Below are 21,078 nucleotides of genomic sequence, written 5' to 3'. Positions count from 1 at the left end.
GGTCGAGGTAGCGGTGCGTCCAAAATCGCCGCAGCGCTGGCATAAGAGGTGCCCGAAATGAAAACCCGCCTCCTGAAGACCCCGGATCTGCCCTCACAGACGCTTGGCTGGGCCTCGAACACCCCACCGCACCTGCGCATCGCGCGCCACTGGGTCTCATCGCATGTCAGTTACTCGGCTTGCGGAAATCAAATGCTTCTCAGGCTCTGAGTCCCCGACCCGCTCGGTTTGTCTCGCCACGCCGCCGTTCGGGGCGTGGGTGTTCCCTTCAGGTTTGCGGAACTCGCTGCGCTCAGTGCTTGCCGCCGTATCCCGCGATGCCGATCGCCATCCGCACCAGTTGATACGCCAGCCAGTTCGCCATGCGCCGCAGCAGCGGCAGCCGACGCCAGTCCTCGGGTGATTGGGCCTCTGCGCCGTCGCGCATCGCCGCGGCCAGGCTGGCGCGCAGTTGCGCGGCGAAGCCCTCGTCCTCCACCACCACATTGGCCTCGCGCGCCAGCAGCAGGCTGAAGGCGTCGATGTTGCTCGAGCCGACCGTCGCCCAACGCCCATCGATCACCGCCACCTTGGCGTGCAGATGGCTGCGGTGATATTCGTACAGTTCGACCCCGCGTTGCAGCAGGAAGGGATACAGCGCCCGCGTCGCGAGGACCTGCAGCGGATGGTCGCCGCCTGCGCCTTGCAGCAGCAGCGTCACCCGTACGCCGCGCCCGGTGGCCTCGGTGAGCGCGTGGCGGAAGCGTCGGCCGGGAAAGAAATAGGCGTTGGCGATGACGATCTCGTGCCGTGCGCGCTCGATCGCCGCCAGATAGGCGTCCTCAATCGCGCGCCGGTAGCGCAGGTTGTCGCGCACGACGAACGCGGCGCGGATGGATCCTGCCGCCTCGCCGACCGGCGGCGCCAGCAGCGGCTGATGCACGCGGCGGCGGAAACTCGCCCAGGCCACCAGTCGCCACAGGCGATGCGCCGACTCGACGATCGGGTCCAGCACCGGCCCCTGCACTCTTACCGCATAGTCATAGCGTGGATAGGGTGAGCCGTTGGGTGCGAAATCGTCGGTGATGTTGATGCCGCCGACGTAGGCCTCGCGACCATCGATCGTCACCACCTTGCGGTGCAGCCTGCGCAGGCGATGCCGGCGCAAGGACAGGGCGCGCAGCTCGCGGCGGTAGATCAGCACCTCGACGCCATCGGCGGCAAGCTGCGGCATGAGGTCGCGCACGAACTCACGCCCGCCGAAGCCGTCGACCATCACGCGCACCACCACGCCACGCCGGGCCGCCCGCCGCAGCGCGGCGGCGATGCTGCGGCCGACGTCGTCGTCGCTGAAGATGTAGCTCTGCAGGAAGATCTCGCGTTCGGCGTTGTCGATCGAGGCTTCCAGCGCGGGGAAATACTCCTGCCCGTTCTCCAGCAACACCACCGCGTTGCCGGGGACGACCATCGTCAAGGCGCCGGCTCCAGGTCGGCGGTGAGCGCGGCGTGGTCGGATATCTGTGCCCAGGGCTCGCCGAAATGGACCTTGGCCTGGCGCACGCGGAAGCCGCGCACGTAGATGCGGTCGAGCCGGAAGAAGGGCAGCACGCTCGGGAAGCTGCGTGCGGGCCGCCCGCGGTTGACGCCGAAGGCCTCGGTGAGGCGCAGCCGCGCACCGATCAGTTCGTCGGCATGGTTGCGCCAGTCATTGAAGTCGCCGGCGATGATCAGCGGCGAGCCATTCGGTGCCAGCCGTTCCATGCGATCGGCCAGCGCCTGCATCTGCCGCCGCCGCCCTCCGGCAGTGAGGCCCAGATGCACGCACACGCAATGCACCGGCGCGGCGAACTCGGGCACCGAGACCTCGCAATGCAGCAGGCCGCGGCTCTCGAAGCGATGGGCCGAGACGTCCTCGTTGGCGGTGGAGAGGATGTCGTGCCGGCTCAGGATGGCGTTGCCGTGGTGGCCGTGGTCGTAGACGGCGTTGCGGCCATAGGCAGTCTGGCCCCAGTTGTCCTCGGCGAGGAATTCGTGTTGCGGCTGCTGGGGCCAGTCGGCGTGCCGGACACGGTGCCTGACGTTGAGCCCCTGCACCTCCTGCAGGAAGACGAGATCGACATCGAGGCTGCGCAGGCGCTCTCGCAGCTCATGCACCACCATGCGGCGGTTGAACTGCGAGAAGCCCTTGTGGATGTTGTAGGAGCAGATGCGCAGGACGCCCATCGCCTCTCCAGTGGACGCCGTTGCCGGCTTCGCTCAGGACACCGCAAGCATCCGGTCGAGCGCAATGCGCGCCAGCTCGGCCTCGTGCTCGGGCACCTTGATCTGGTTCACCACGTTGCCGTCGGCGAGATTCTCCAGCGTCCACGCCAGGTGCTGCGGATCGATGCGCTGCATCGTCGAGCACATGCACACCGTCGGTGCCATGAACTGCACGATCTTGCCATGCGGCTTCATTTCCTCGGCCAGGCGGTTGACGAGGTTCAGCTCGGTGCCCACCAGCCAGCGCGAACCGGGCGCGCCCGCCTCGATGGTGCGGATGATGTACTCAGTCGAACCGACATAATCGGACTGGATGCAGACGTCGAGACTGCTCTCGGGGTGCGAGATCACCAGGCCATCCGGGTGCTGCTTGCGCCAGCGCTCGATGTGTCCGGGCTGGAACATCTGATGCACCGAGCAGTGGCCCTTCCACAGCAGGATCCTGGCGTTGCGGATCTGCTCCGGCGTGAGGCCGCCGTATTCCAGGTCCGGGTCCCACACCACCATCTGGTCGAGCGGGATGCCTTTCTTGTAGCCCGTCCACCGCCCCAGGTGTTGGTCGGGGAAGAACAGCACCTTCTCGCGTCGGGAGAATGCCCAGTCGAGGATGGTGGGCGCGTTGGTCGAGGTACACACGATGCCGCCGTGCTCGCCGCAGAAGGCCTTCAGGTCGGCTGCCGAGTTGATGTAGGTGACCGGCGTGATCAGCTCATCGGGCTTGCCCAGCACCTCGGCCAGCTCGCGCCAGCAGCGCTCGACCTTCGCCAGGCTCGCCATGTCCGCCATCGAGCAACCGGCCGCGAGGTCGGGCAGGATGGCGACCTGGCTGGGCTTGGACAGGATGTCGGCCACTTCGGCCATGAAATGCACGCCGCAAAACACGATGTACTGGGCATCGGTCTGGGAGGCGAGGCGCGCCAGCTTGAGCGAATCGCCGGTGAGATCGGCATGCTGATAGACGTCGGCGCGCTGATAGTGGTGGCACAACAGCACCGCCTTGTCACCGAGGCGCGCGCGCGCTGCGCGGATACGCGCCTGGGCGTCCTCGTCGGCGAGCACGTTGAAGCGATCGAAGCTGATGGTGGCAACTTGCATGATGCGGATTCGTGAAAGTTCGTCTGGGGGTTTCGCTATCGGACTGCCCGCGACATTTGCGGTTCCGGCTTGCGGGCAAACCGCTCAGCCCTGCTGCCAGGGCAAGCCCGCATGTCGCCAGCCGCCGACGCGGTTGCGCTGGCCGTTGGCATCCTTGTCGCCCTCGAAACCTTCGAGGACGTTGTAGCAGTTGTTGTAGCCGGCCGCGCAGGCGGCACGCGCGGCGGAGTCCGAGCGCGCACCCGAGCGGCACAGGAACAGTACCAGCGCTTCAGGGTCGACCTGATGCCTGAGCTGGGCGACGAAATTGGGGTTGGGCTGGCTGCCGGGGTAGCTGACCCACTCGATCTCGACCGACCCCGGCACACGGCCCACCCAGTCCCACTCGGCCCGGGTGCGGACGTCGACCAGGCGGGCGCCCGGCGCAAGCTGCAGCACTTGCCAGGCCTCAGCCGGCGTCAGCGCCCCCTGGTAAGGCAGGTCGAGCCTGCTCGCACGCTGGCGCGCAAGCGTCAGCAGGTCGGAGAGGGTACCCATTCGTGCATCCGGCTAGAATGATTGAGAACGTTCGAAGTATAGCGCCTCATCCTCGGCCCCTGACATGCCTGCTTCAGCCCCCCGGTCGCGTCGCAGCCCGAACGCGCCCGCAAACCCAGAGGACGCTGCCGTCCGCAGCCTCGGCATCCAGAAGGTTGCGTTCGTCGCACTGGCCATCAACGCGCTGCTGACCGTCGGCCAGATCGTGATCGGCCTTTTCGCCGGCGCGTTCAGCCTGGTCGCCGATGCGGCGCATACCTTGTCCGACCTGGTCACAGACGCGCTGGTGCTGGTCGCAGGCCGCCATAGCGCCAGCCCGGCGGACCTGCGACACCCGTATGGCCATGCCCGCATCGAGACCGTCACTTCGATGCTGCTCGGCCTGGTGCTGGCGGGCGTGGGATTCGGCTTCCTGTGGAGCTCGGGCGTGCGCCTGCAACACATGGGCAACCTGCCGGCGCTGCATCCGGCTGCACTGGCGATGGCGGTGTTCACGCTGGCGGCGAAGGAGGGAATGTTCCGCTACATCCTGGCGTCGTCGCGCCGTCTGAAGGCGCCGATGCTCGAAACCAACGCCTGGCATGCGCGCTCGGACGCCGCCTCGTCGCTGGTCGTGGCGGCGGGCATCGGCGGCAGCCTGGCCGGCTATCCCTTCCTCGAGCCGCTGGCGGCCGCCATCGTCGGCTTCCTGATCCTGCACATGGGCTTCCGCTTCGCGCTCAAGGCGGTGCGCGAACTGATCGACACCGGCCTGCCGGAGGAAGAACTCACGCGGCTGCGGCGCACCATCCTCGACACCCCCGGCGTCGTCAGCCTGCACGACATGCGTACCCGGCGCATGGCCAACCGCGTGCTGTGCGATGCCCACGTGCAGGTCGAACCGAGGCTGACGGTGTCCGAGGGGCATCGCGTGTCGGATTCGGTATACGCCCGGGTACGCGCCGCGCATCCGGAAGTGCAGGACGTGCTGGTGCATGTCGACCCCGAAGACGATGCCGAACTGCAACACGTGCCGCCGGGCCCCGCGCCGGAGCGGGCCGAAGTGCTTGCCACCGTTGCCGCCCTGCTCGGGCCGCAAGGGCCGAAACCGAAGCGGGTGCAGATCCATTACCTCGGCGACCGGGTCGATGTGGAGGTCCTGCTCCCCGCCTCGGTGCCCGACGCAAGGCTCCATGCACTCGATCGGCGCACCACGGATTGGCTGAAGGCACATCCGGCCTACCGGTCGTTGAGCTTCTTCGTTCAGGTTGCACCATAACGGTGCATATCGCACCGACTGACGCCTCATCGTGGTGCATTCATGCTCCCGCCGTCGCAGCCACTGCCCACTGCGCCCTTGTGGCACAATGGAATTCTTGCCGCACCAGACTTGGCACGATTTCTGCTTTTGACGAGCACCGGAAATTGACGCCGTCACCGACCGATTTTCAACAGACACCGCCTCATCTCACCAGGAGTGAATATGAACGCTCAAGACGTCATGAAGATGATCCAGGAGAACGAAGTCCGCTTCGTCGACCTGCGCTTTACCGATACCCACGGCAAGGAACACCACGTCGGCCTGCCGATCTCGGCGTTCGAGGAAGAGCACTTCGAGCACGGCCACCCCTTCGACGGCTCGTCGCTGGCGGGCTGGAAGGGCATCCAGGCATCCGACATGATCCTGCTGCCGGAAGCCTCCACCGCCTACGTTGACCCGTTCTTCGACGAAACGACGCTGGTGCTGACCTGCGACGTCATCGAACCGTCCGACGGCAAGGGCTACGACCGCGACCCGCGCTCGATCGCCAAGCGCGCCGAGGCCTACCTCAAGAGCACCGGCATCGGCGACACGGCCTTCTTCGGCCCGGAGCCCGAGTTCTTCATCTTCGACTCGGTCGAATGGTCGGTCGACATGTCGGGTGTCTATAGCAAGATCATCTCGGAAGAGGCTGCCTGGTCCACCGCCGACAAGTTCGAAGGCGGCAACACCGGCCACCGTCCGCGCGTGAAGGGCGGCTACTTCCCGGTGCCGCCGGTCGACAGCCTGAACGACGTGCGCGCCGCCATGGTGCTCGCACTCGAAGCCTGCGGCGTGCCCGTCGAGGTGCACCACCACGAAGTGGCCAACGCTGGCCAGTGCGAGATCGGCACCAAGTTCAGCACGCTGACGCAGCGCGCCGACTGGACCCAGGTGCTGAAGTACATCGTGCACAACGTCGCCCACCAGTACGGCAAGACGGCAACCTTCATGCCCAAGCCCATCGTCGGCGACAACGGCTCGGGCATGCACGTGCACCAGTCGATCTGGAGCAACGGCCAGAACCTGTTCGCGGGCAACGGCTATGCCGGCCTGTCCGACCTGGCGCTGTACTACATCGGCGGCATCATCAAGCACGCGCGCGCGCTGAACGCGATCACCAACCCGGGCACGAACTCGTACAAGCGCCTGGTGCCGCACTACGAGGCCCCGACCAAGCTCGCCTACTCGGCCCGCAACCGTTCGGCCTCGATCCGTATCCCCTACACCAGCAACCCGAAGGGCCGCCGCATCGAAGCGCGCTTCCCGGATCCCCTGGCCAACCCCTACCTCGCCTTCTCGGCGCTGATGATGGCGGGCCTGGACGGCATCCAGAACAAGATCCACCCGGGCGACCCGGCCGACAAGAACCTGTACGACCTGCCGCCGGAAGAAGACGCGCTGATCCCGACCGTGTGCACCAGCCTCGACCAGGCGCTGGATTACCTCGACAAGGATCGCGAGTTCCTGACCCGTGGCGGCGTGTTCTCCAACGACTTCATCGACGCCTACATCGCGCTGAAGTCCGAGGACGTCAACCGCCTGCGCATCACCACCCACCCGGTGGAATTCGACATGTATTACAGCCTCTAAGCTGTCTGCATACGATGTCTTGAAAAGGGACGGGCATTGCCCGTCCCTTTTTTATCGGGTCTAATCCGGGGCTCATTCCCCGGCATCGCCGGCGCATCGCAACGGCGGCCAGGGAAGCGACTTCCGGACAAGGTCATGAGACAGCTTCACCCCCTCACGCTCATCCTCGCCCTGTGTGCCGCGCCGCTCGCGCACGCCGAAATCTACAAGTGTGTCGATGCCGAGGGTCGCACCACCTACACCAATGACCGCAGCATTGCCCGTGGCTGCAAGGCCATCCAGCAGGACCTGCCGATGACCTCGGTGCCGGCGCCACCGCGCGCGCCAGCCGCAGGGACCTCGCCCGCAGCGGTGCAGAATTCCTCCTCGCCGGGCTTTCCTCGCGTGAGCCCGGGCGACCAGCGCGCGCGCGACGACACCCGCCGCCAGGTGCTCGAGAAGGAACTCGCCACCGAGGAGTCCTCTCTCGCCGAGGCTCAGAAGCAGCTCGCCGAACAGGAATCGGTGCGCATGGGCGACGAGCGCAACTACCAGAAGATGCTCGACCGCCTGCAGCCATACAAGGACAAGGTCGAACTGCACAAGCGCAACATCGAGGCGCTGCGTCGGGAAATCGGCAACCTGCGGTGACCTGACGGCCTGGCGCGCATCTTGCGTGTGCGAACACAGCGATTCTGGATGCGCGCATGGCCACCACCCAACACCGATTCCATTCTTCCGCCCACGGCGCCTTCGCCGGGCTCGAACTGCTGTCTTCCGCCGTCGTGCTGGTGGATGAGCGGCTCGTCATCCGCTACCTGAACCCCGGTGCCGAGAACCTGTTTGCGGTCAGTCATCGCAAGATGGTCGGCCTGCCGCTGGCAAACCTGCTGGGAGAACCGACCGGGCTGGGCGCGGCGCTCGAACGCGCGCTGCGCACCAACTGGAGTTACACCAGCCAGGATCTGAAGATCCTGCGCAACGATGCCGAGGCCATCCATCTGGACTGCACCGTGAGCCCGGTCGAGGCCGATGGTGTTCGCCTGCTGCTGGAGTTCCGCCCGATCGACGCCCAGTTGCGCGTCGCCCGCGAGGAGCAACTGCTGCAGCAGCAGCAGGCCAACCGCGAACTGATCCGCAACCTCGCGCACGAGATCAAGAACCCGCTCGGCGGCATCCGCGGCTCGGCGCAGTTGCTGGAACGCGAGCTCGATGATCCGCAACTGCGCGAATATACCGAGGTGATCATCGCCGAGGCCGACCGCCTGCAGGACCTGATGAACCGCCTGCTCAGCTCGCATTCCACCATGCGGCCGGCGCCGCTCAACATCCACGACGTGCTCGAACGCGTGCGCCGCCTGATCCTGGCCGAGTTTCCGAACGTCGACGTGCGCCGCGACTACGACACCAGCCTGCCGGAAATCACCGCCGATCGCGAGCAGCTCATCCAGGCCATCCTCAACATCGTGCGCAATGCCGCCCAGGCGCTGACAGGCAGGGGCGAGATCCTGCTGCGCACCCGCATCGCCCGCCAGGTGACGCTGGCCAAGCGCCGCTACAAGCTGGCACTGGAATTGCAAGTGATCGACAACGGCCCCGGCATTCCGGAGGAGATCCGCGACACGATCTTCTATCCGCTGGTCTCGGGGCGTGATGGCGGCAGCGGGCTGGGCCTGTCGCTGGCGCAGAGCTTCATCGAACAACACCAGGGCATGATCGAGGTGGACAGCCGTCCGGGCCGGACCTGCTTCACCATCCTGCTGCCGATTTCCGATCGCGCGTGAGCGCTCGCGCCGCGTCGCACCAAAATAGTGCACGACAAATGAATACTGTCTGGATCGTTGATGACGACCGCTCCATCCGCTGGGTGCTGGAGAAGGCCCTCGGGCGCGAAGACATCCCCTATCGCAGCTTCAGCTCGGCCAACGAGGCGATGGACGCCCTCGCCCACGCCTCGCCACCGCCCACCGTGCTGGTGTCCGACATCCGCATGCCCGGTGAATCGGGCCTGGTGCTGCTGCAGAAGGTGAAGGCGGCGCACCCGCAACTGCCGGTCATCATCATGACCGCCTACTCCGACCTCGACAGCGCGGTGGCCGCCTTCCAGGGCGGCGCATTCGAGTACCTGCCCAAGCCCTTCGACGTGGACCAGGCGGTCGCACTGGTTCGGCGCGCCCTCGAACAAGGAACGCACCAGAATGGTGCGCAAGAGGAGACCACGCTGGCGCCCGAGATCCTCGGCCACGCCCCGGCGATGCAGGAAGTGTTCCGCGCCATCGGCCGCCTGTCGCAGTCGCACGCCACGGTGCTGATCAATGGCGAATCCGGTACCGGCAAGGAGCTCGTCGCACGTGCGCTGCACCGCCACAGCCCGCGGCGGGACGCACCTTTCATCGCCATCAACACCGCCGCCATCCCGCGCGACCTGCTCGAGTCCGAACTCTTCGGCCACGAGCGTGGTGCCTTCACCGGCGCCGCCGCGCAACGTCGCGGCCGTTTCGAGCAGGCCGATGGCGGCACGCTGTTCCTGGACGAGATCGGCGACATGCCGGCGGAGCTGCAGACGCGGCTGCTGCGCGTCCTCTCGGACGGCAACTTCTACCGTGTCGGCGGCCAGCAGCCGATCCGCGCCAATGTGCGCGTCATCGCCGCGACGCACCAGGACCTGGAGGAGCGCGTGCGCCTTGGACTGTTCCGCGAGGACCTGTTCCACCGCCTGAACGTCATCCGCCTGCGCCTGCCGCCGCTGCGCGAGCGGCCGGAGGACATCCCGGTGCTGGTGCGGCACTTCCTGCAGCGCAGCGCGCAGGAACTGGGAGTGGAGCGCAAACGCATCTCGGACACGGCCATTGCCTACCTGCAGGGCCAGTCGTTCCCCGGCAACGTGCGCCAACTGGAAAACCTGTGCCACTGGCTGACCGTGATGGCACCGGGCCAGGTCGTGGAAATCGCGGACCTGCCCCCGGAAATGCGCGACCAGCCGGCGCGCGAGATGCCGACACGATGGACCGACGACCTCGCGCTCGAGGCCGACCGCCTCATCGCCGCGGTGCCGGGCGAAGTGTTCGCGCGCCTCGAGCGTGAGTTCGAGATCACCCTGATCCGCCGTGCGCTCGCCGCCACCGGCGGCCGCCGCATCGACGCCGCGCAACTGCTGGGGATCGGCCGCAACACCATCAGCCGCAAGATCCAGGAGCTGGGCATGGAAGAGGAACGCGGCGCCCGCGGCCACGGCGAGCCGCTGCACGACGAGGATGAGGCGGAGCACTGAGGCAGGAGGCGTCGAGCATCGGCGATGCTCGTGCGCGCACCGGCGTTGACGGATAATGAACATCTTATCCGCCGCCGGGAAACCGCCTCGTGCCGCCCTCCACGCCAGTCAACCACGCCGTCGAGCTGCCCGCGCTGCGCGACGCGCTGGGTGCGCATGCCGACGCCTTCTCCATCGAATGGCTCGACACCTGCGCGTCGTCCAATTCCGAGTTGCTTACTCGCAAGCTGCCTGAAGACGATCGTCTGCCAGTGCTGGTCGTGGACCGGCAATTCGCCGGGCGCGGGCGCCGCGGGCGCGAATGGCAGTCCTTCGATGGCGGCAGCCTCACCTTTTCCGCGCTGTGGCGCATACCGCCCACCAGTTCCGGGCCGGCGGGGCTGTCGCTGGTAGCCGGCCTGGCGCTGGCGCGCGCGCTGGAAGACCTGGGCGTGGCGGGCGTGCAGCTCAAGTGGCCGAACGACGTGCTGGTGCACGGCGGCAAGATCGCCGGCATCCTGATCGAGCTCGTGGCACGCCAGGGCCGCGCGGCCGCAGCGGTGATCGGTATCGGCGTGAACCTGCGCCTGCCGCCCGATGTGCACATCGCGGGCCAGGCCGCAGTGACCGACATCGCGCGCGAGCTGGGCGATCAAGCCCCCGATCGCGTGGCCCTGCTGGCGGCCATCCTCGGCCAGTTGCGCAGTCTGCTCGACACTTACGCCGCAGCCGGCTTCGCTGCCCTGCGCGGCGCCTGGCAACAGCGCAATGCGTTCGCCGACCTGCCGGTGCGCATCTGCGGTGAAGCCGAGGCAACGACCGGCATCTGCATCGGTGTCGACGAGGATGGCGCCCTGCTGCTGCGTACTGACGGCGGCGTGCGCCGCATCCTCGCGGGCGACGTATCGCTGCGTCCGGACACGGGAGCACCGGTGTGATCCTGCTCATCGACGCCGGCAATACGCGCGTGAAGTGGCGTCTGGTCGGAGCCGACGCGACAAGCGTGCATGCCGAGGGGGCCTGCGCCCATGACGAGATCAGCCTGCTCGGCGCACAGATCGAATCGCGCCTCCAGGCCGGTTCCGCGCCGCAGGCCCGCATGGTCGGCATCATCGGCACCAACGTCGCCGGCGCTGCCGTCGCCGAGCGCATCGCTGCGCTTGCCTGCCCCTGGGGGCTGACGCCGGAATGGCTGACGCCGCAGGCAAGCTGCGCCGGCATCATCAACGGCTACGACAACCCCGCGCAACTCGGGGCCGACCGCTGGGCGGCGCTGATCGGTGCTCGACAGCTTCATGCCGGCGATTGCCTGGTGGTGAGCGCCGGCACCGCCACCACGGTGGATCTGCTGAGCGCCGACGGCCGCTTCGAAGGCGGACTGATCCTGCCCGGCGTGGACCTGATGCAGCGCGCACTCGCCGGCGGCACGGCACAACTGCCGCTGGCGGACGGCCGCTTCGCGCTCGCGCCGCGCTGCACCGCCGACGCCATCCGCTCCGGCTGCCTGCAGGCTCAGGCCGGTGCAGTGGAGCGCATGTTCCGCCAGATCGCCGCCCGCCCCGCCCCGCTGTGCCTGCTCACCGGCGGCGCGGCCGAAGCGTTCGCACCGCTGCTCGACCTGCCGCTGCGCCAGGTCAACAATCTGGTGCTGCTGGGGTTGCAGGCCATCGTCCGCAGCCGCCACTGAACGATCACCACAACAAAGGAAGGGAGAAGAAAACATGGAAGCCACCCGCATCCAGCTCGACGCTGCAGACATTCCGACCCACTGGTACAACATCGTCGCCGACCTGCCGACGCCGCCCGCCCCGCCGCTGGGCGCCGACGGCAAGCCCGCCACGCCGGAGCAGATGGGCGCGATCTTTCCTGGCGCCATCCTCGAACAGGAGATGAGCGCGCAGCGCTGGATCGAGATCCCCCAGGAGGTACGCGAGATCTACCGCCTGTGGCGCCCCAGCCCGCTGGTGCGGGCGGTGCGGCTGGAGCAGGCGCTGGGCACGCCGGCGAAGATCTTCTTCAAGTACGAGGGCGTGTCGCCGGCCGGCTCGCACAAGCCCAACTCGGCGGTGCCGCAGGCCTTCTACAACAAGCAGGCGGGCATCAAGCGCCTCACCACCGAGACGGGCGCCGGCCAGTGGGGCTCGTCGATTTCCTTTGCCGGCCAGATGTTCGGCCTCGAGGTGCGCGTGTACATGGTGAAGGTCAGCTACGACCAGAAACCCTACCGCCGCCTGATGATGCAGACCTGGGGCGCCGAGGTGTATCCCAGCCCGTCGCCGCTCACCGAGACCGGCCGCCGCCTGCTCGCCGAAAACCCCGACAACGAAGGTTCGCTCGGCATCGCGATTTCCGAGGCGGTCGAGGAAGCCGCCGGCCGAGCCGACACCAACTACACGCTCGGTTCGGTGCTCAACCACGTCGCCATGCACCAGACCATCATCGGCCTCGAGGCGAAAAAGCAGTTCGACAAGATCGGCCTCTACCCCGACGTCGTGATCGGACCGTGCGGCGGCGGCTCCAGTTTCGCCGGCATCGCCTTCCCCTTCCTCGCCGACAGGGCGGCCGGCGACAAGCGCGCCGAGGCCCTGCGCTGCATCGCCGTCGAGCCCAGCTCCTGCCCGACGTTGACCAAGGGTCAGTACGCCTACGACTTCGGTGATGCCTCGGGCTTCACCCCGCTGATGCGCATGTACACGCTCGGCCACGACTTCATGCCACCCGGCATCCATGCCGGCGGCTTGCGCTACCACGGTGCGTCGCCGCTGGTATCGCAACTGCTGCATGACGGCCTGATCGAGGCGTCGGCGGTGCAGCAGCTCGGCACCTTCGAGGCTGGCGTGCAGTTCGCGCGCACGGAAGGCATCATCCCTGCGCCCGAGTCCTGCCACGCGATCCGCCAGGCGATCGACGAGGCGCTCAAATGCAAGGCGAGCGGCGAGGCGAAGACCATCCTGTTCAACCTCACTGGCCATGGCCACTTCGACATGAGTTCTTACGAACGCTACTTGAGCGGCAAGCTGGAGAATTACGACTATCCGGCCGACGCGGTGGCGGCCTCGCTCGCCCATCTGCCCAAGGTCGGCTGATCGCGGTTAAGCTTTCGCCATGACGACGCTGCGCTTCCTGTTCATCCTGCTGGCCGTGCTCAACGCGCTCGCGTTCGCCGCCATCAAGGGCTGGCTAGGCAGCGCAACGCCGGGTGGAGAACCCGAGCGCATCACCAATCAGTTGCACGCCGAGCAGATTCGGTTGATCACGCCCACCACGGAAGAGCCGCCCGCCCCCGCCCCGTCAGCCACCGAAGCGACGGAGCCGCAGCCGGGCAGCTCGCCGCCTGCGGAGCCTCCAAGTCCGGAGGCGGAGGTCGCAGCAGCAGTACCGACGGATAGGACCGACGCCAGGCTTGCGCCTGCCGCCGCGCCGCCGACCGCACCAGCGAGTTGTGTTGCCTGGGCGGGCCTGTCTACCGCCGAAGCGGATCGACTTGCGGCCCGCCTCCAGGCTGGCGGTTTCAAGTACGTACGCAGCCGCAAGGACACGCCCTCCAACTGGTGGGTGAGGACGCCAGCCCAGGGCGGCCGGACACAGGCCGAGAAGCGGGTGCGCGAGCTGCATGAGATGGGCATCACCGATACTTTCATCGTGCAAGAGAGTGGCCCCAGCCAGTTTGCCGTCTCGCTGGGGCTGTTCCGCACCGAGAATGGCGCGCAGCAACTGCTCGCCCAACTGCGCGCCAAAGGCGCGCACGACGCAAGCATCGAACCGCGCATGACGGCGAGTTTCCGCATCCAGGCGAGCCTGCCGCGCGAACGCATCGCCGCGGTGGAGGGGCGGCGCTCGCAACTCGACGAGCGTCGCACCACCTGTTCGCCCTGAGGTCAATCTCATGAGCTCCAGTTCGTCCCCCCCACGGCGGCCGCTCATCGTCGGCCTGACCGGCGGCATTGGCAGCGGCAAGAGCGCCGCAGCCGATCGCTTCGCCGCTCTCGGCGCAACCGTGGTCGATACCGACGCCATCGCCCATGCGCTGACCGCCGCTGGCGGGCGCGCCATGCCCGCCATCCGCAACGCCTTCGGCGACGCCATGATCGCCGCCGACGGCAGCCTCGATCGCGCCGCGATGCGCGCCGCGGCCTTCGCCGATCCGCAGGTGCGCAAGCGCCTCGAGGCCATCCTGCATCCGATGATCCGCGACGAAAGCCAGCGCCAGTGCGAGCTTGCGCCCAGCCCCTATGTCATTCTTGCCGTGCCGCTGCTGATCGAATCCGGCACATACCGCGAACGGTGCGACCGGATCTGCGTGGTGGACTGTCCCGAAGCACTGCAGCTTGAACGCGTCAAGGCACGCAACGGCCTCGACGAGGCGCAAATTCGCGCCATCATGGCTGCACAGGCAAGCCGCGACGAGCGCCGTGCGGTAGCCGACGACATCGTCGACAACGGTGGAACGCTCGATCAACTGCACGCGCAGGTGGATGCGCTGCACGAACGCTATGTCCGCGCTTCAGCCCTGGTCTGAGGCGGCTGCGGCCCGCGAGGCTGCGCCGGAGTCTGGACAGGCGGCCGCGGGCCCTGTGCTATCATCCACGCAAAAATCCGGGACCCAAACTGGCGGACTGTGTGCGGTGATCAGCTACGAATATCCCCTCAACGAGCGTATCCGCACGCTGCTGCGCCTTGAGGATCTTTTTCTCAAGCTGGCACACTTCACCGCCAACAACGGCTCGCAGGATCATCACATTGCGCTGCTGACCCTGTTCGAAACGCTCGAAGTAGCGAGCCGGGCCGACCTCAAGGTCGATCTGGTGCAGGAGCTCGAGCGACAGCGGCAGATCCTGGTCTCCTTCCGCAACAATCCCGAAATTTCCGAGGAGGCGCTGGCTGGCGCGCTTTACGAGATCGAACAGGCCTCAACCGGGCTGCTGGCCATGGCCGGCAAGATCGGCCAGTACCTGCGCGAGAACGAATGGCTGATGAGCATACGCAGCCGTGCGGCGATTCCGGGCGGGGTCTGCGAGTTCGACCTGCCGTCATACCACTACTGGCTCAACCGCGAGCCGGAAGCGCGACGGCGTGACATCGAGGGCTGGCTCAATCCGATGGCACCGATTCGCGACGGCCTCGAGATCGTGCTGCGTCTATTGCGCGCCAGCGGCCACCCGGAGAACCAGCTCGCACGGACCGGCGCATATCAACTGACGATGGCCGGACGCAGCGCGCAGATGCTGCGCGTGCGGGTTCCGCGCAGCGAACCGGTGGTGCCCGAGATCAGCGCCAACAAATACGCCCTGAACATCCGCTTCCTGCTGCCGGAGACCGTGGCGCGGCCGCGAATTGCCGAGCGCGACGTGGCTTTCGAGCTCACTTTCTGCAGCCTTTGAGCACACGATGAGCAAGTCCGTGCGAGCCGTCCGCTGCCCGACCTGCGGCAAGGAGGTCGAATGGAAGGCAGAAAACCGTTTCCGCCCCTTCTGCTCGGAACGCTGCAAGCAGATTGACCTGGGCGCCTGGGCATCCGAGACCTATCGGGTACCGACAGCACCGCCGGACGCCGAACTGCCGGAAAGCGACGACGTGTCTCCAAAGTCGCGCTGAGCGGCGTTCTCCATTGCGGCCGGATCGCGCCGCAGGGTCTCAGCCAGCGCTTTGCCACACCCCTCGAATACCGGCGATGCCGTGTGCACCCGCATCACGTGCCACCTCCATGGCCGACGCATCAAGCCCGCCGAGGGCAAACACCGGCAGCGGCAGGCCGGCCGCAAGCTCGCTGAAACGCAGCCAGCCGAGCCCGGGCTGGCCGGGATGGCTGAGCGTCGGCGCCACTGGCCCGAGCAGCGCGTAATCGAGCCCCATCGCTGCCGCCCGTTCAAGTTCGCCGCGTTCGTGGCAGGAGGCGCCGACCCACGGCAAATCCGGTCGCACTGACAGCCCGGCGAGCTGACGCGCGGGCAGGTGGACACCGTCCGCCCCCACTTCACGCGCGAGCCCGGCATCGCCATTGATCAGCACCAGCCCCTCACGCGCATGCACCCGCCGTACCACCTCGCGGGCGAAATCGGCCCGAAGCGTGGTCTCCAGTCCGGCCTCGCGCACCTGAACCAGGCGCAATCCATCGGCAAGCGCCATGTCCAGCGCTGCGAGCTGGGCATCGATTCCCAGTTCGTCTGCATGGGTGATGGCCATCAGGTGCGGCAACCGCAGGGCCTTCAGGATCGGGCCGTTGGCGGGCAACATCGGCTCGGGAGCAGCACCGTCGGGCTGAACCCATGCCAGCGCGCCGTGCACCCGATCATGAATCTCGCCTTCCCACGCAGTGACCTCGAAGAAGTTGAGCGCGACATGCGCGTGCTCGTAGACATGTTCCCGCCGCAACCATGGACGCAGGTGGGTGACGCGGATACCGAGCTCCTCGTCGAGCTCGCGGCACAAGGCCTGGGCCGCGGACTCGCCGGCCTCGACCTTGCCACCGGGGAACTCCCAGTAGCCGGCATAGACGGTGTCGCCCGCCCGCTGTCCGAGCAGGTAGCGGCCATCGGGCAGCGTCAGCACGCCGGCAGCCACCTCCACGCGCTTGCGCGTCATGGACGCGGGTCCTCGCGCTGCCCGGCAAAGTCACGTGCGAACTGCCAGGCGACGCGGCCGGAGCGCGAACCGCGCATCAACGCCCATTGCAGGGCCTCGGGGCGGGCGCTGTCGATGGCGTCCTCGGGCACGCCGAAGCTGGTCAGCCAGTGAGCGACGATATCGAGGTATTCGTCCTGGCTGAACGGATAGAAGGAAATCCACAGGCCGAAGCGTTCGGAGAGCGAGATCTTCTCCTCGACGGCTTCGCCCGGATGGATCTCGCCATCGACGTGGCGGGTCTGCAGATTCTCGTCGTGGTATTCAGGCATCAGGTGGCGCCGGTTCGACGTGGCATATACCAGGACGTTGTCGGAAACCGCGGACACCGAGCCGTCGAGTACGCTTTTGAGCGCCTTGTAGGCGTCTTCGCCCTCCTCGAAGGAGAGGTCATCGCAGAACAGGATGAAACGCTCCGGCCGGCCGGCGACGAGGTCGACAATCTCCGGCAGATCGACGAGATCGGCCTTGTCGACCTCGATCAGGCGCAACCCCTGCGCCGCGTATTCATTGAGCAGCGCCTTGATCAACGAAGACTTGCCCGTGCCGCGCGCGCCCGTCAGCAACACGTTGTTGGCGCGGCGCCCGGCGAGGAACTGTCGCGTATTGCGGTCGATGCGCGCCTTCTGATCATCCACATCCTGCAGGTCGACAAGACGGATGCGGTGCAGCGTCGGCACCGGCACCAGCGAAGCGCGGCCATGGCTGCGGCGCCACCGGAAGGCGATGGCGGCAGCCCAGTCGGGCTCGCTGGCCGGGCCGGGCAAAATTGCTTCGAGCCGCTCGAGCAGACGCTCGGCGCGGTCGACGAGTCGGGCGAAGTCGTTCATTCGTCGCGCTTGTCTTCTGACGGAAGGTTGTTCGGCTGCGCTTGACCACGTCGGGGCCACGTTGCCCAAACGATGATGAGCAGCAACAGCAAGGCGAGCCCGGCTTCGAGAAAGATCACCCACATGGCAAACCTCGCGGGAAGGTCGGTCAGTCCCGGTATACTCGGGCCTCAAGCGTTCAAGTTTAACCGATCCCCTCATGATTCACTTCTCTGCCCGGCGGCACGCACCGGGCGCGTCGTTGCTGCTATCCCTTCTCATCCTCGCGGGCTGCGCGCACGAGCCGCCCGCGCCCGGAAAGGTCGACAACATTCCGCAACAGACCAGCGGACCGTGCCCCAACTGCGCTCCCGCAGCGAAGCCGGTCGCGCCCCGGGTGCCCGCAGCGTTGCCGTCGGTCGACGCCGCTTCAGGCGGCGCCGAACTGTCTAATTGGGGTTCGGTGGAGGGCTGGAACGAGGACGATCCCGCAGCCGCCGCGCCAGCGCTGCAAATCTCCTGCTCGGTGCTGGCGCGCCAGCCGGCCTGGAAGTCCGCCTGCGACGCCGCTGCCGCGCTCGGCCCACGCCCCAGCGCGAACGCGGCGCGCCAGTTCTTCGAGCAGCACTTCGTCCCCTGGCGCCTGACCAATGCGGATCACTCGCCAGAAGGTCTCATCACAGGTTATTACGAGCCGGTGATCAAGGGCAGTCGCGCCCGAGGTGGCGCCTATGCCTGGCCGATCCATGGGCGGCCGGACGACATGCTGACGATCGAGCTTGGCGACATCTATCCGGAACTCAAGCCGCTGCGCCTGCGCGGACGCCTCGTCGGCAACAAGGTGCTTCCTTACTGGTCGCGCGAGGAGCTGACGCAAAAGCAGGACCGGATTCCGGCAAAGGTCCTGTTGTGGGCGAGCGATCCGATCGACCTTTTCTTCCTGCAGGTTCAGGGATCGGGCCGGGTGGAGTTGCCTGACGGCAAAACGGTGCGTATCGGCTACGCTGACCAGAACGGCTACCCGTACCAGTCGATCGGACGCTGGTTGGTCGCCAGGGGCGAACTCCCGCTGGAGAAGGCCTCGATGGACGGCATCAAGCGCTGGGTGCAGGACAATCCCGGACGCTTGCCGGAACTGCTGAATGCAAATCCGAGCTATGTCTTCTTCCGCGAACTGCCACCGTCGGACGACGGCCCCCTCGGTGCGCTGGGCGTTCCGCTCAGCGCCGGGCGCAGCATCGCGGTCGACCCCCGCTACGTGCCGCTGGGTGCACCAGTCTTTCTCTCTACCACGCGTCCGCTCAGCAACGCGCCGCTGAAGCGGCTGATGCTCGCGCAGGACACTGGCAGCGCAATCAAGGGCGCCGTACGTGCCGACTTCTTCTGGGGACTGGGGCCGCAGGCAGGCGCCGAAGCAGGGCGCATGCGCCAGCAGGGCAAGATGTGGCTGCTGCTGCCACGCGGCGTGACACCACCCAAGGGGCAATAAGCAGCGAACACGCTGGCGCGCACCGATCTGGCGCAGCCCCGGCCAAGGGCCGGGGCTGCAAGCCGGACGATTCCTGCCTTACTTCGTAGCAGCCGCCATCGCCTTTTCAAGCTCCGCCGCCGGCAGGAAGCCGCCGATTCGCGTGCCGTCGGCCAGGAAGATCGTCGGCGTGCCGCTGATGCGCAGCTTGTGCCCGAGCGCCACATTCTTCTCCACTGCTGCCGTGTCACAGCTTGCGGTGGCGGGAACCTTCGCGTCGACGATCCAGTCGTTCCACACCTTGGCCTTGTCCTTCGCGCACCAGATGTTGTTGGACTTCGTCGTCGAGTCAGGAGTCAGGATCGGATACAGGAAGGTGTAGATCGTCACATCGCTCATCTGCGCCAGCTCCTTGCCAAGCCGCTTGCAGTAGGCGCAATTCGGGTCTTCAAAGGTAGCCATGACACGCTTGCCATTGCCCTTCACCTGCTTGATCGCCTGACTGAGCGGCAGTGTCGAGAAGTCGATGGCCGAAAGCTTCGCCAGACGCTCCTGGGTCACATCCTTGCGCGTCCGCGTATCGATGACGCGGCCGTCGATGATGAAGCTCGCCTTTTCGTCCGTATAGACCAGCTCCCCGCTCTTGAGCACGACCTCGTAAAGACCACCGTAAGACGTCTTCGCGACACTGTCCACTGCAGCCGCACCAACGAAGCCCTCGACAGCCTTCTTCACCGCGTCTTCGTTTGCGTACGCGCCAGCCGTCAGGCCAAGCGCCAGGATCGCCAGCAGGACCTTCATGGCGCCGCCTCTGGGGGAAAATTTCATCAATCTCTCCGGGTAATCAAAATCTGCCGTTGATGGCATAGCGCACCAGTGCGTCACCTACGACCGGCAGATGCGAGGTGAGGTTCATTCCCGCATTCCTGAGATCGCTCAGGAAGGGCGTCCGGGCGGCAAACAACCGATTCAGCCCATGCGTCGCGTACTGCAGCACGAAAGGCTCTTCCGCACGACTTCTCGCATAGGCGCGCAAGACCGAAAGATCGCCAGGATCTTCCCACGGCTGCATCTGCTCGAGCCGTCCAGCGAGCGCCTTGACGTCCTGAAAGCCGAGATTGATGCCATGGCCGGAAAGCGGATGGATGGCATGCGCCGCATCGCCCACGAGGGCAACACGCGAGCGCACCATCTGCGATACCCGCAACAGCCGCAGCGGGAAGGCGGCGCGCTTCGTCATCAGCGACAAGCGCCCCAGTCGATGTCCGCCGGCCGCTGCCACCCGCTCCGAAAACGCCAAATCGTCCAGCGCCATGAGTTCATCAGCAAAGTCCGACCTCGCCGACCAGACAATGGAGATCTGCTTGCCGGGCAGCGGGAGCCAGGCAAGAATGCCTTCCGGCATGAACCACTGGCACGCCGTCTGCCCATGCGATCGCTCACACGCGAAGTTGGCAACGACCCCGGACTCATCATAAGGCCTGACCGTTGCGGCAATCCCTGCCTGCTCGCGCACCCATGAATCGCGCCCGTCGGCACCGACGAGCAGCGCTGCCTCGATCTGCCGCCCGTCGTCGAGCCGCAGCCTGACAGCATCGTCGCCTTGCTCGAGGGCCGCGGGCCGCGCCGGACATAGCAAGGTGACGTTGTGCTGACGCTTGAGGCTCTCCCACAGTTCCAGGTGCACCAGGCTCGACTCGCCAATCCAGGCCAGTTCACCCACACCGCTGTGGTACGCCGAGAAACTCAGCTCGCCCCCGGCGTCACCGAATATCCGCATCTCATGGACCGCACTCAGACGCTGCGGATCAAGATGCTGCCAGACTCCCAGTTCTTCAAGGAACGCAGCATTGGACGGACTGTAGGCGTAGATACGCGCATCCCAGCCTTGCGGATGCACGGGCCCCTGCGCATCGATCAGCGCAACCCTCAGCCGCGTCCTCCGCAACGCCACGGCAAGCGCGGCACCGGCGAGACCGCCTCCCACCACGATGACATCGAACTTCATCTGCGCTCCGCTAGCTGCTCAAGCGCACCATTTTGCCGAACGGACTCGATTGCGTCACGCGCGGCCGGTACACGCACGAACGCCCGAGACCAGGAGTGGTCTCGGGCGTTGAGTGATGGGGTTAGTCTGACGATGACCTACTTTCACGAGGGCGGACCTCACTATCATCGGCGCGGTCTTGTTTCACGGTCCTGTTCG

22 protein-coding genes are annotated in these 21,078 nt (G+C 66.6%); 13 read left to right on the top strand and 9 right to left on the bottom strand.

Going from position 1 to position 21,078, the window contains the following annotated elements:
• Window positions 1-292: 292 nt before the first annotated feature.
• The 4 genes from clsB to GH664_RS21570 all read right to left on the bottom strand — a co-directional run bounded on the left by clsB (window position 293) and on the right by GH664_RS21570 (window position 3,873).
• Window positions 293-1,447 carry a cardiolipin synthase ClsB gene (gene clsB, locus GH664_RS21585; RefSeq protein WP_153170183.1) on the bottom strand — a complete coding sequence of 385 codons (1,155 nt, stop codon included), beginning with the start codon at window positions 1,445-1,447 and terminating at the stop codon, window positions 293-295.
• A gap of 2 nt (window positions 1,448-1,449) precedes the next feature.
• Window positions 1,450-2,202 carry an endonuclease/exonuclease/phosphatase family protein gene (locus GH664_RS21580; RefSeq protein WP_153170181.1) on the bottom strand — a complete coding sequence of 251 codons (753 nt, stop codon included), beginning with the start codon at window positions 2,200-2,202 and terminating at the stop codon, window positions 1,450-1,452.
• Window positions 2,203-2,235: 33 nt separating this feature from the next.
• Entirely contained in the window at window positions 2,236-3,336 is a 1,101-nt protein-coding gene (nadA, locus tag GH664_RS21575) for a quinolinate synthase NadA (RefSeq protein WP_153170180.1), read from the bottom strand.
• 84 nt (window positions 3,337-3,420) lie between these two features.
• A complete protein-coding gene (locus tag GH664_RS21570; protein WP_153170179.1) occupies window positions 3,421-3,873 on the bottom strand; it encodes a rhodanese-like domain-containing protein in 453 nt (150 codons plus the stop codon).
• Between the two features lie 64 nt (window positions 3,874-3,937).
• On the opposite strand from GH664_RS21570, the gene GH664_RS21565 reads away from it, so the two are divergent.
• The 12 genes from GH664_RS21565 to yacG all read left to right on the top strand — a co-directional run bounded on the left by GH664_RS21565 (window position 3,938) and on the right by yacG (window position 15,569).
• Window positions 3,938-5,131 carry a cation diffusion facilitator family transporter gene (locus tag GH664_RS21565; protein ID WP_153170178.1) on the top strand — a complete coding sequence of 398 codons (1,194 nt, stop codon included), beginning with the start codon at window positions 3,938-3,940 and terminating at the stop codon, window positions 5,129-5,131.
• A gap of 204 nt (window positions 5,132-5,335) precedes the next feature.
• Window positions 5,336-6,745 (top strand): type I glutamate--ammonia ligase, encoded by a 1,410-nt coding sequence (glnA, locus tag GH664_RS21560; protein WP_153170177.1) that lies wholly within the window; start codon window positions 5,336-5,338, stop codon window positions 6,743-6,745.
• A 135-nt stretch (window positions 6,746-6,880) separates the two neighbouring features.
• Entirely contained in the window at window positions 6,881-7,375 is a 495-nt protein-coding gene (locus GH664_RS21555; RefSeq protein WP_153170176.1) for a DUF4124 domain-containing protein, read from the top strand.
• 56 nt (window positions 7,376-7,431) lie between these two features.
• Window positions 7,432-8,508 carry a nitrogen regulation protein NR(II) gene (gene glnL, locus GH664_RS21550; RefSeq protein ID WP_153170175.1) on the top strand — a complete coding sequence of 359 codons (1,077 nt, stop codon included), beginning with the start codon at window positions 7,432-7,434 and terminating at the stop codon, window positions 8,506-8,508.
• A 38-nt stretch (window positions 8,509-8,546) separates the two neighbouring features.
• Window positions 8,547-9,995, top strand: a complete 1,449-nt coding sequence (gene ntrC, locus GH664_RS21545) for a nitrogen regulation protein NR(I) (protein WP_153170174.1) — start codon at window positions 8,547-8,549, stop codon at window positions 9,993-9,995.
• Window positions 9,996-10,084: 89 nt separating this feature from the next.
• Window positions 10,085-10,912: a biotin--[acetyl-CoA-carboxylase] ligase gene (locus GH664_RS21540; protein WP_153170173.1), complete on the top strand. Its 828-nt coding sequence runs from the start codon at window positions 10,085-10,087 to the stop codon at window positions 10,910-10,912.
• Window positions 10,909-11,661, top strand: a complete 753-nt coding sequence (locus GH664_RS21535; RefSeq protein WP_153170172.1) for a type III pantothenate kinase — start codon at window positions 10,909-10,911, stop codon at window positions 11,659-11,661. The genes GH664_RS21540 and GH664_RS21535 overlap by 4 nt, the downstream gene beginning before the upstream one ends.
• Window positions 11,662-11,695: 34 nt before the next feature.
• Complete coding sequence (locus GH664_RS21530; protein ID WP_153170171.1) at window positions 11,696-13,060, top strand: TrpB-like pyridoxal phosphate-dependent enzyme; 1,365 nt, start codon at window positions 11,696-11,698, stop codon at window positions 13,058-13,060.
• 19 nt (window positions 13,061-13,079) lie between these two features.
• Window positions 13,080-13,850 (top strand): SPOR domain-containing protein, encoded by a 771-nt coding sequence (locus GH664_RS21525; RefSeq protein WP_153170170.1) that lies wholly within the window; start codon window positions 13,080-13,082, stop codon window positions 13,848-13,850.
• A 10-nt stretch (window positions 13,851-13,860) separates the two neighbouring features.
• Entirely contained in the window at window positions 13,861-14,493 is a 633-nt protein-coding gene (gene coaE / locus GH664_RS21520; protein WP_153170169.1) for a dephospho-CoA kinase, read from the top strand.
• Between the two features lie 106 nt (window positions 14,494-14,599).
• Window positions 14,600-15,355, top strand: coding sequence for a cell division protein ZapD (gene zapD, locus GH664_RS21515; RefSeq protein ID WP_153170182.1), 756 nt, complete (start codon window positions 14,600-14,602; stop codon window positions 15,353-15,355).
• A 7-nt stretch (window positions 15,356-15,362) separates the two neighbouring features.
• Entirely contained in the window at window positions 15,363-15,569 is a 207-nt protein-coding gene (yacG, locus tag GH664_RS21510) for a DNA gyrase inhibitor YacG (protein ID WP_153170168.1), read from the top strand.
• A gap of 39 nt (window positions 15,570-15,608) precedes the next feature.
• On the opposite strand, the gene GH664_RS21505 is transcribed toward yacG, so the two are convergent.
• The 3 genes from GH664_RS21505 to GH664_RS21495 are packed head-to-tail and all read right to left on the bottom strand — an operon-like array spanning window position 15,609 to window position 17,550.
• The gene (locus GH664_RS21505) at window positions 15,609-16,556 is read right to left on the bottom strand and encodes a Nudix family hydrolase (protein WP_153170167.1); all 948 of its coding nucleotides are present in this window, start codon (window positions 16,554-16,556) and stop codon (window positions 15,609-15,611) included.
• On the bottom strand, window positions 16,553-17,425 hold the full coding sequence (locus GH664_RS21500) for an ATP-binding protein (RefSeq protein ID WP_153170166.1): 873 nt from the start codon (window positions 17,423-17,425) through the stop codon (window positions 16,553-16,555). The genes GH664_RS21505 and GH664_RS21500 overlap by 4 nt, the downstream gene beginning before the upstream one ends.
• The gene (locus GH664_RS21495) at window positions 17,422-17,550 is read right to left on the bottom strand and encodes a hypothetical protein (RefSeq protein WP_255424996.1); all 129 of its coding nucleotides are present in this window, start codon (window positions 17,548-17,550) and stop codon (window positions 17,422-17,424) included. The genes GH664_RS21500 and GH664_RS21495 overlap by 4 nt, the downstream gene beginning before the upstream one ends.
• 74 nt (window positions 17,551-17,624) lie before the next feature.
• Here GH664_RS21495 and GH664_RS21490 point away from each other — a divergent pair, with 74 nt between their 5' ends.
• Window positions 17,625-18,893 carry a murein transglycosylase A gene (locus tag GH664_RS21490; protein WP_153170165.1) on the top strand — a complete coding sequence of 423 codons (1,269 nt, stop codon included), beginning with the start codon at window positions 17,625-17,627 and terminating at the stop codon, window positions 18,891-18,893.
• 78 nt (window positions 18,894-18,971) lie between these two features.
• Here the strand turns inward: GH664_RS21490 and GH664_RS21485 are convergent, their stop codons facing one another.
• Together GH664_RS21485 and GH664_RS21480 are read right to left on the bottom strand one after the other, a co-directional pair.
• On the bottom strand, window positions 18,972-19,700 hold the full coding sequence (locus tag GH664_RS21485; RefSeq protein WP_153170164.1) for a DsbC family protein: 729 nt from the start codon (window positions 19,698-19,700) through the stop codon (window positions 18,972-18,974).
• Between the two features lie 16 nt (window positions 19,701-19,716).
• Complete coding sequence (locus GH664_RS21480) at window positions 19,717-20,880, bottom strand: UbiH/UbiF family hydroxylase (RefSeq protein ID WP_153170163.1); 1,164 nt, start codon at window positions 20,878-20,880, stop codon at window positions 19,717-19,719.
• Between the last annotated feature and the right edge of the window lie 198 nt (window positions 20,881-21,078).

It is taken from the genome of Thauera sp. 2A1 (assembly GCF_009469595.2).
Lineage (GTDB): Bacteria > Pseudomonadota > Gammaproteobacteria > Burkholderiales > Rhodocyclaceae > Thauera.
The sequence above is the reverse complement of the archived record's forward strand: the minus strand, read 5'-3'. Positions and strand labels throughout refer to the sequence as shown.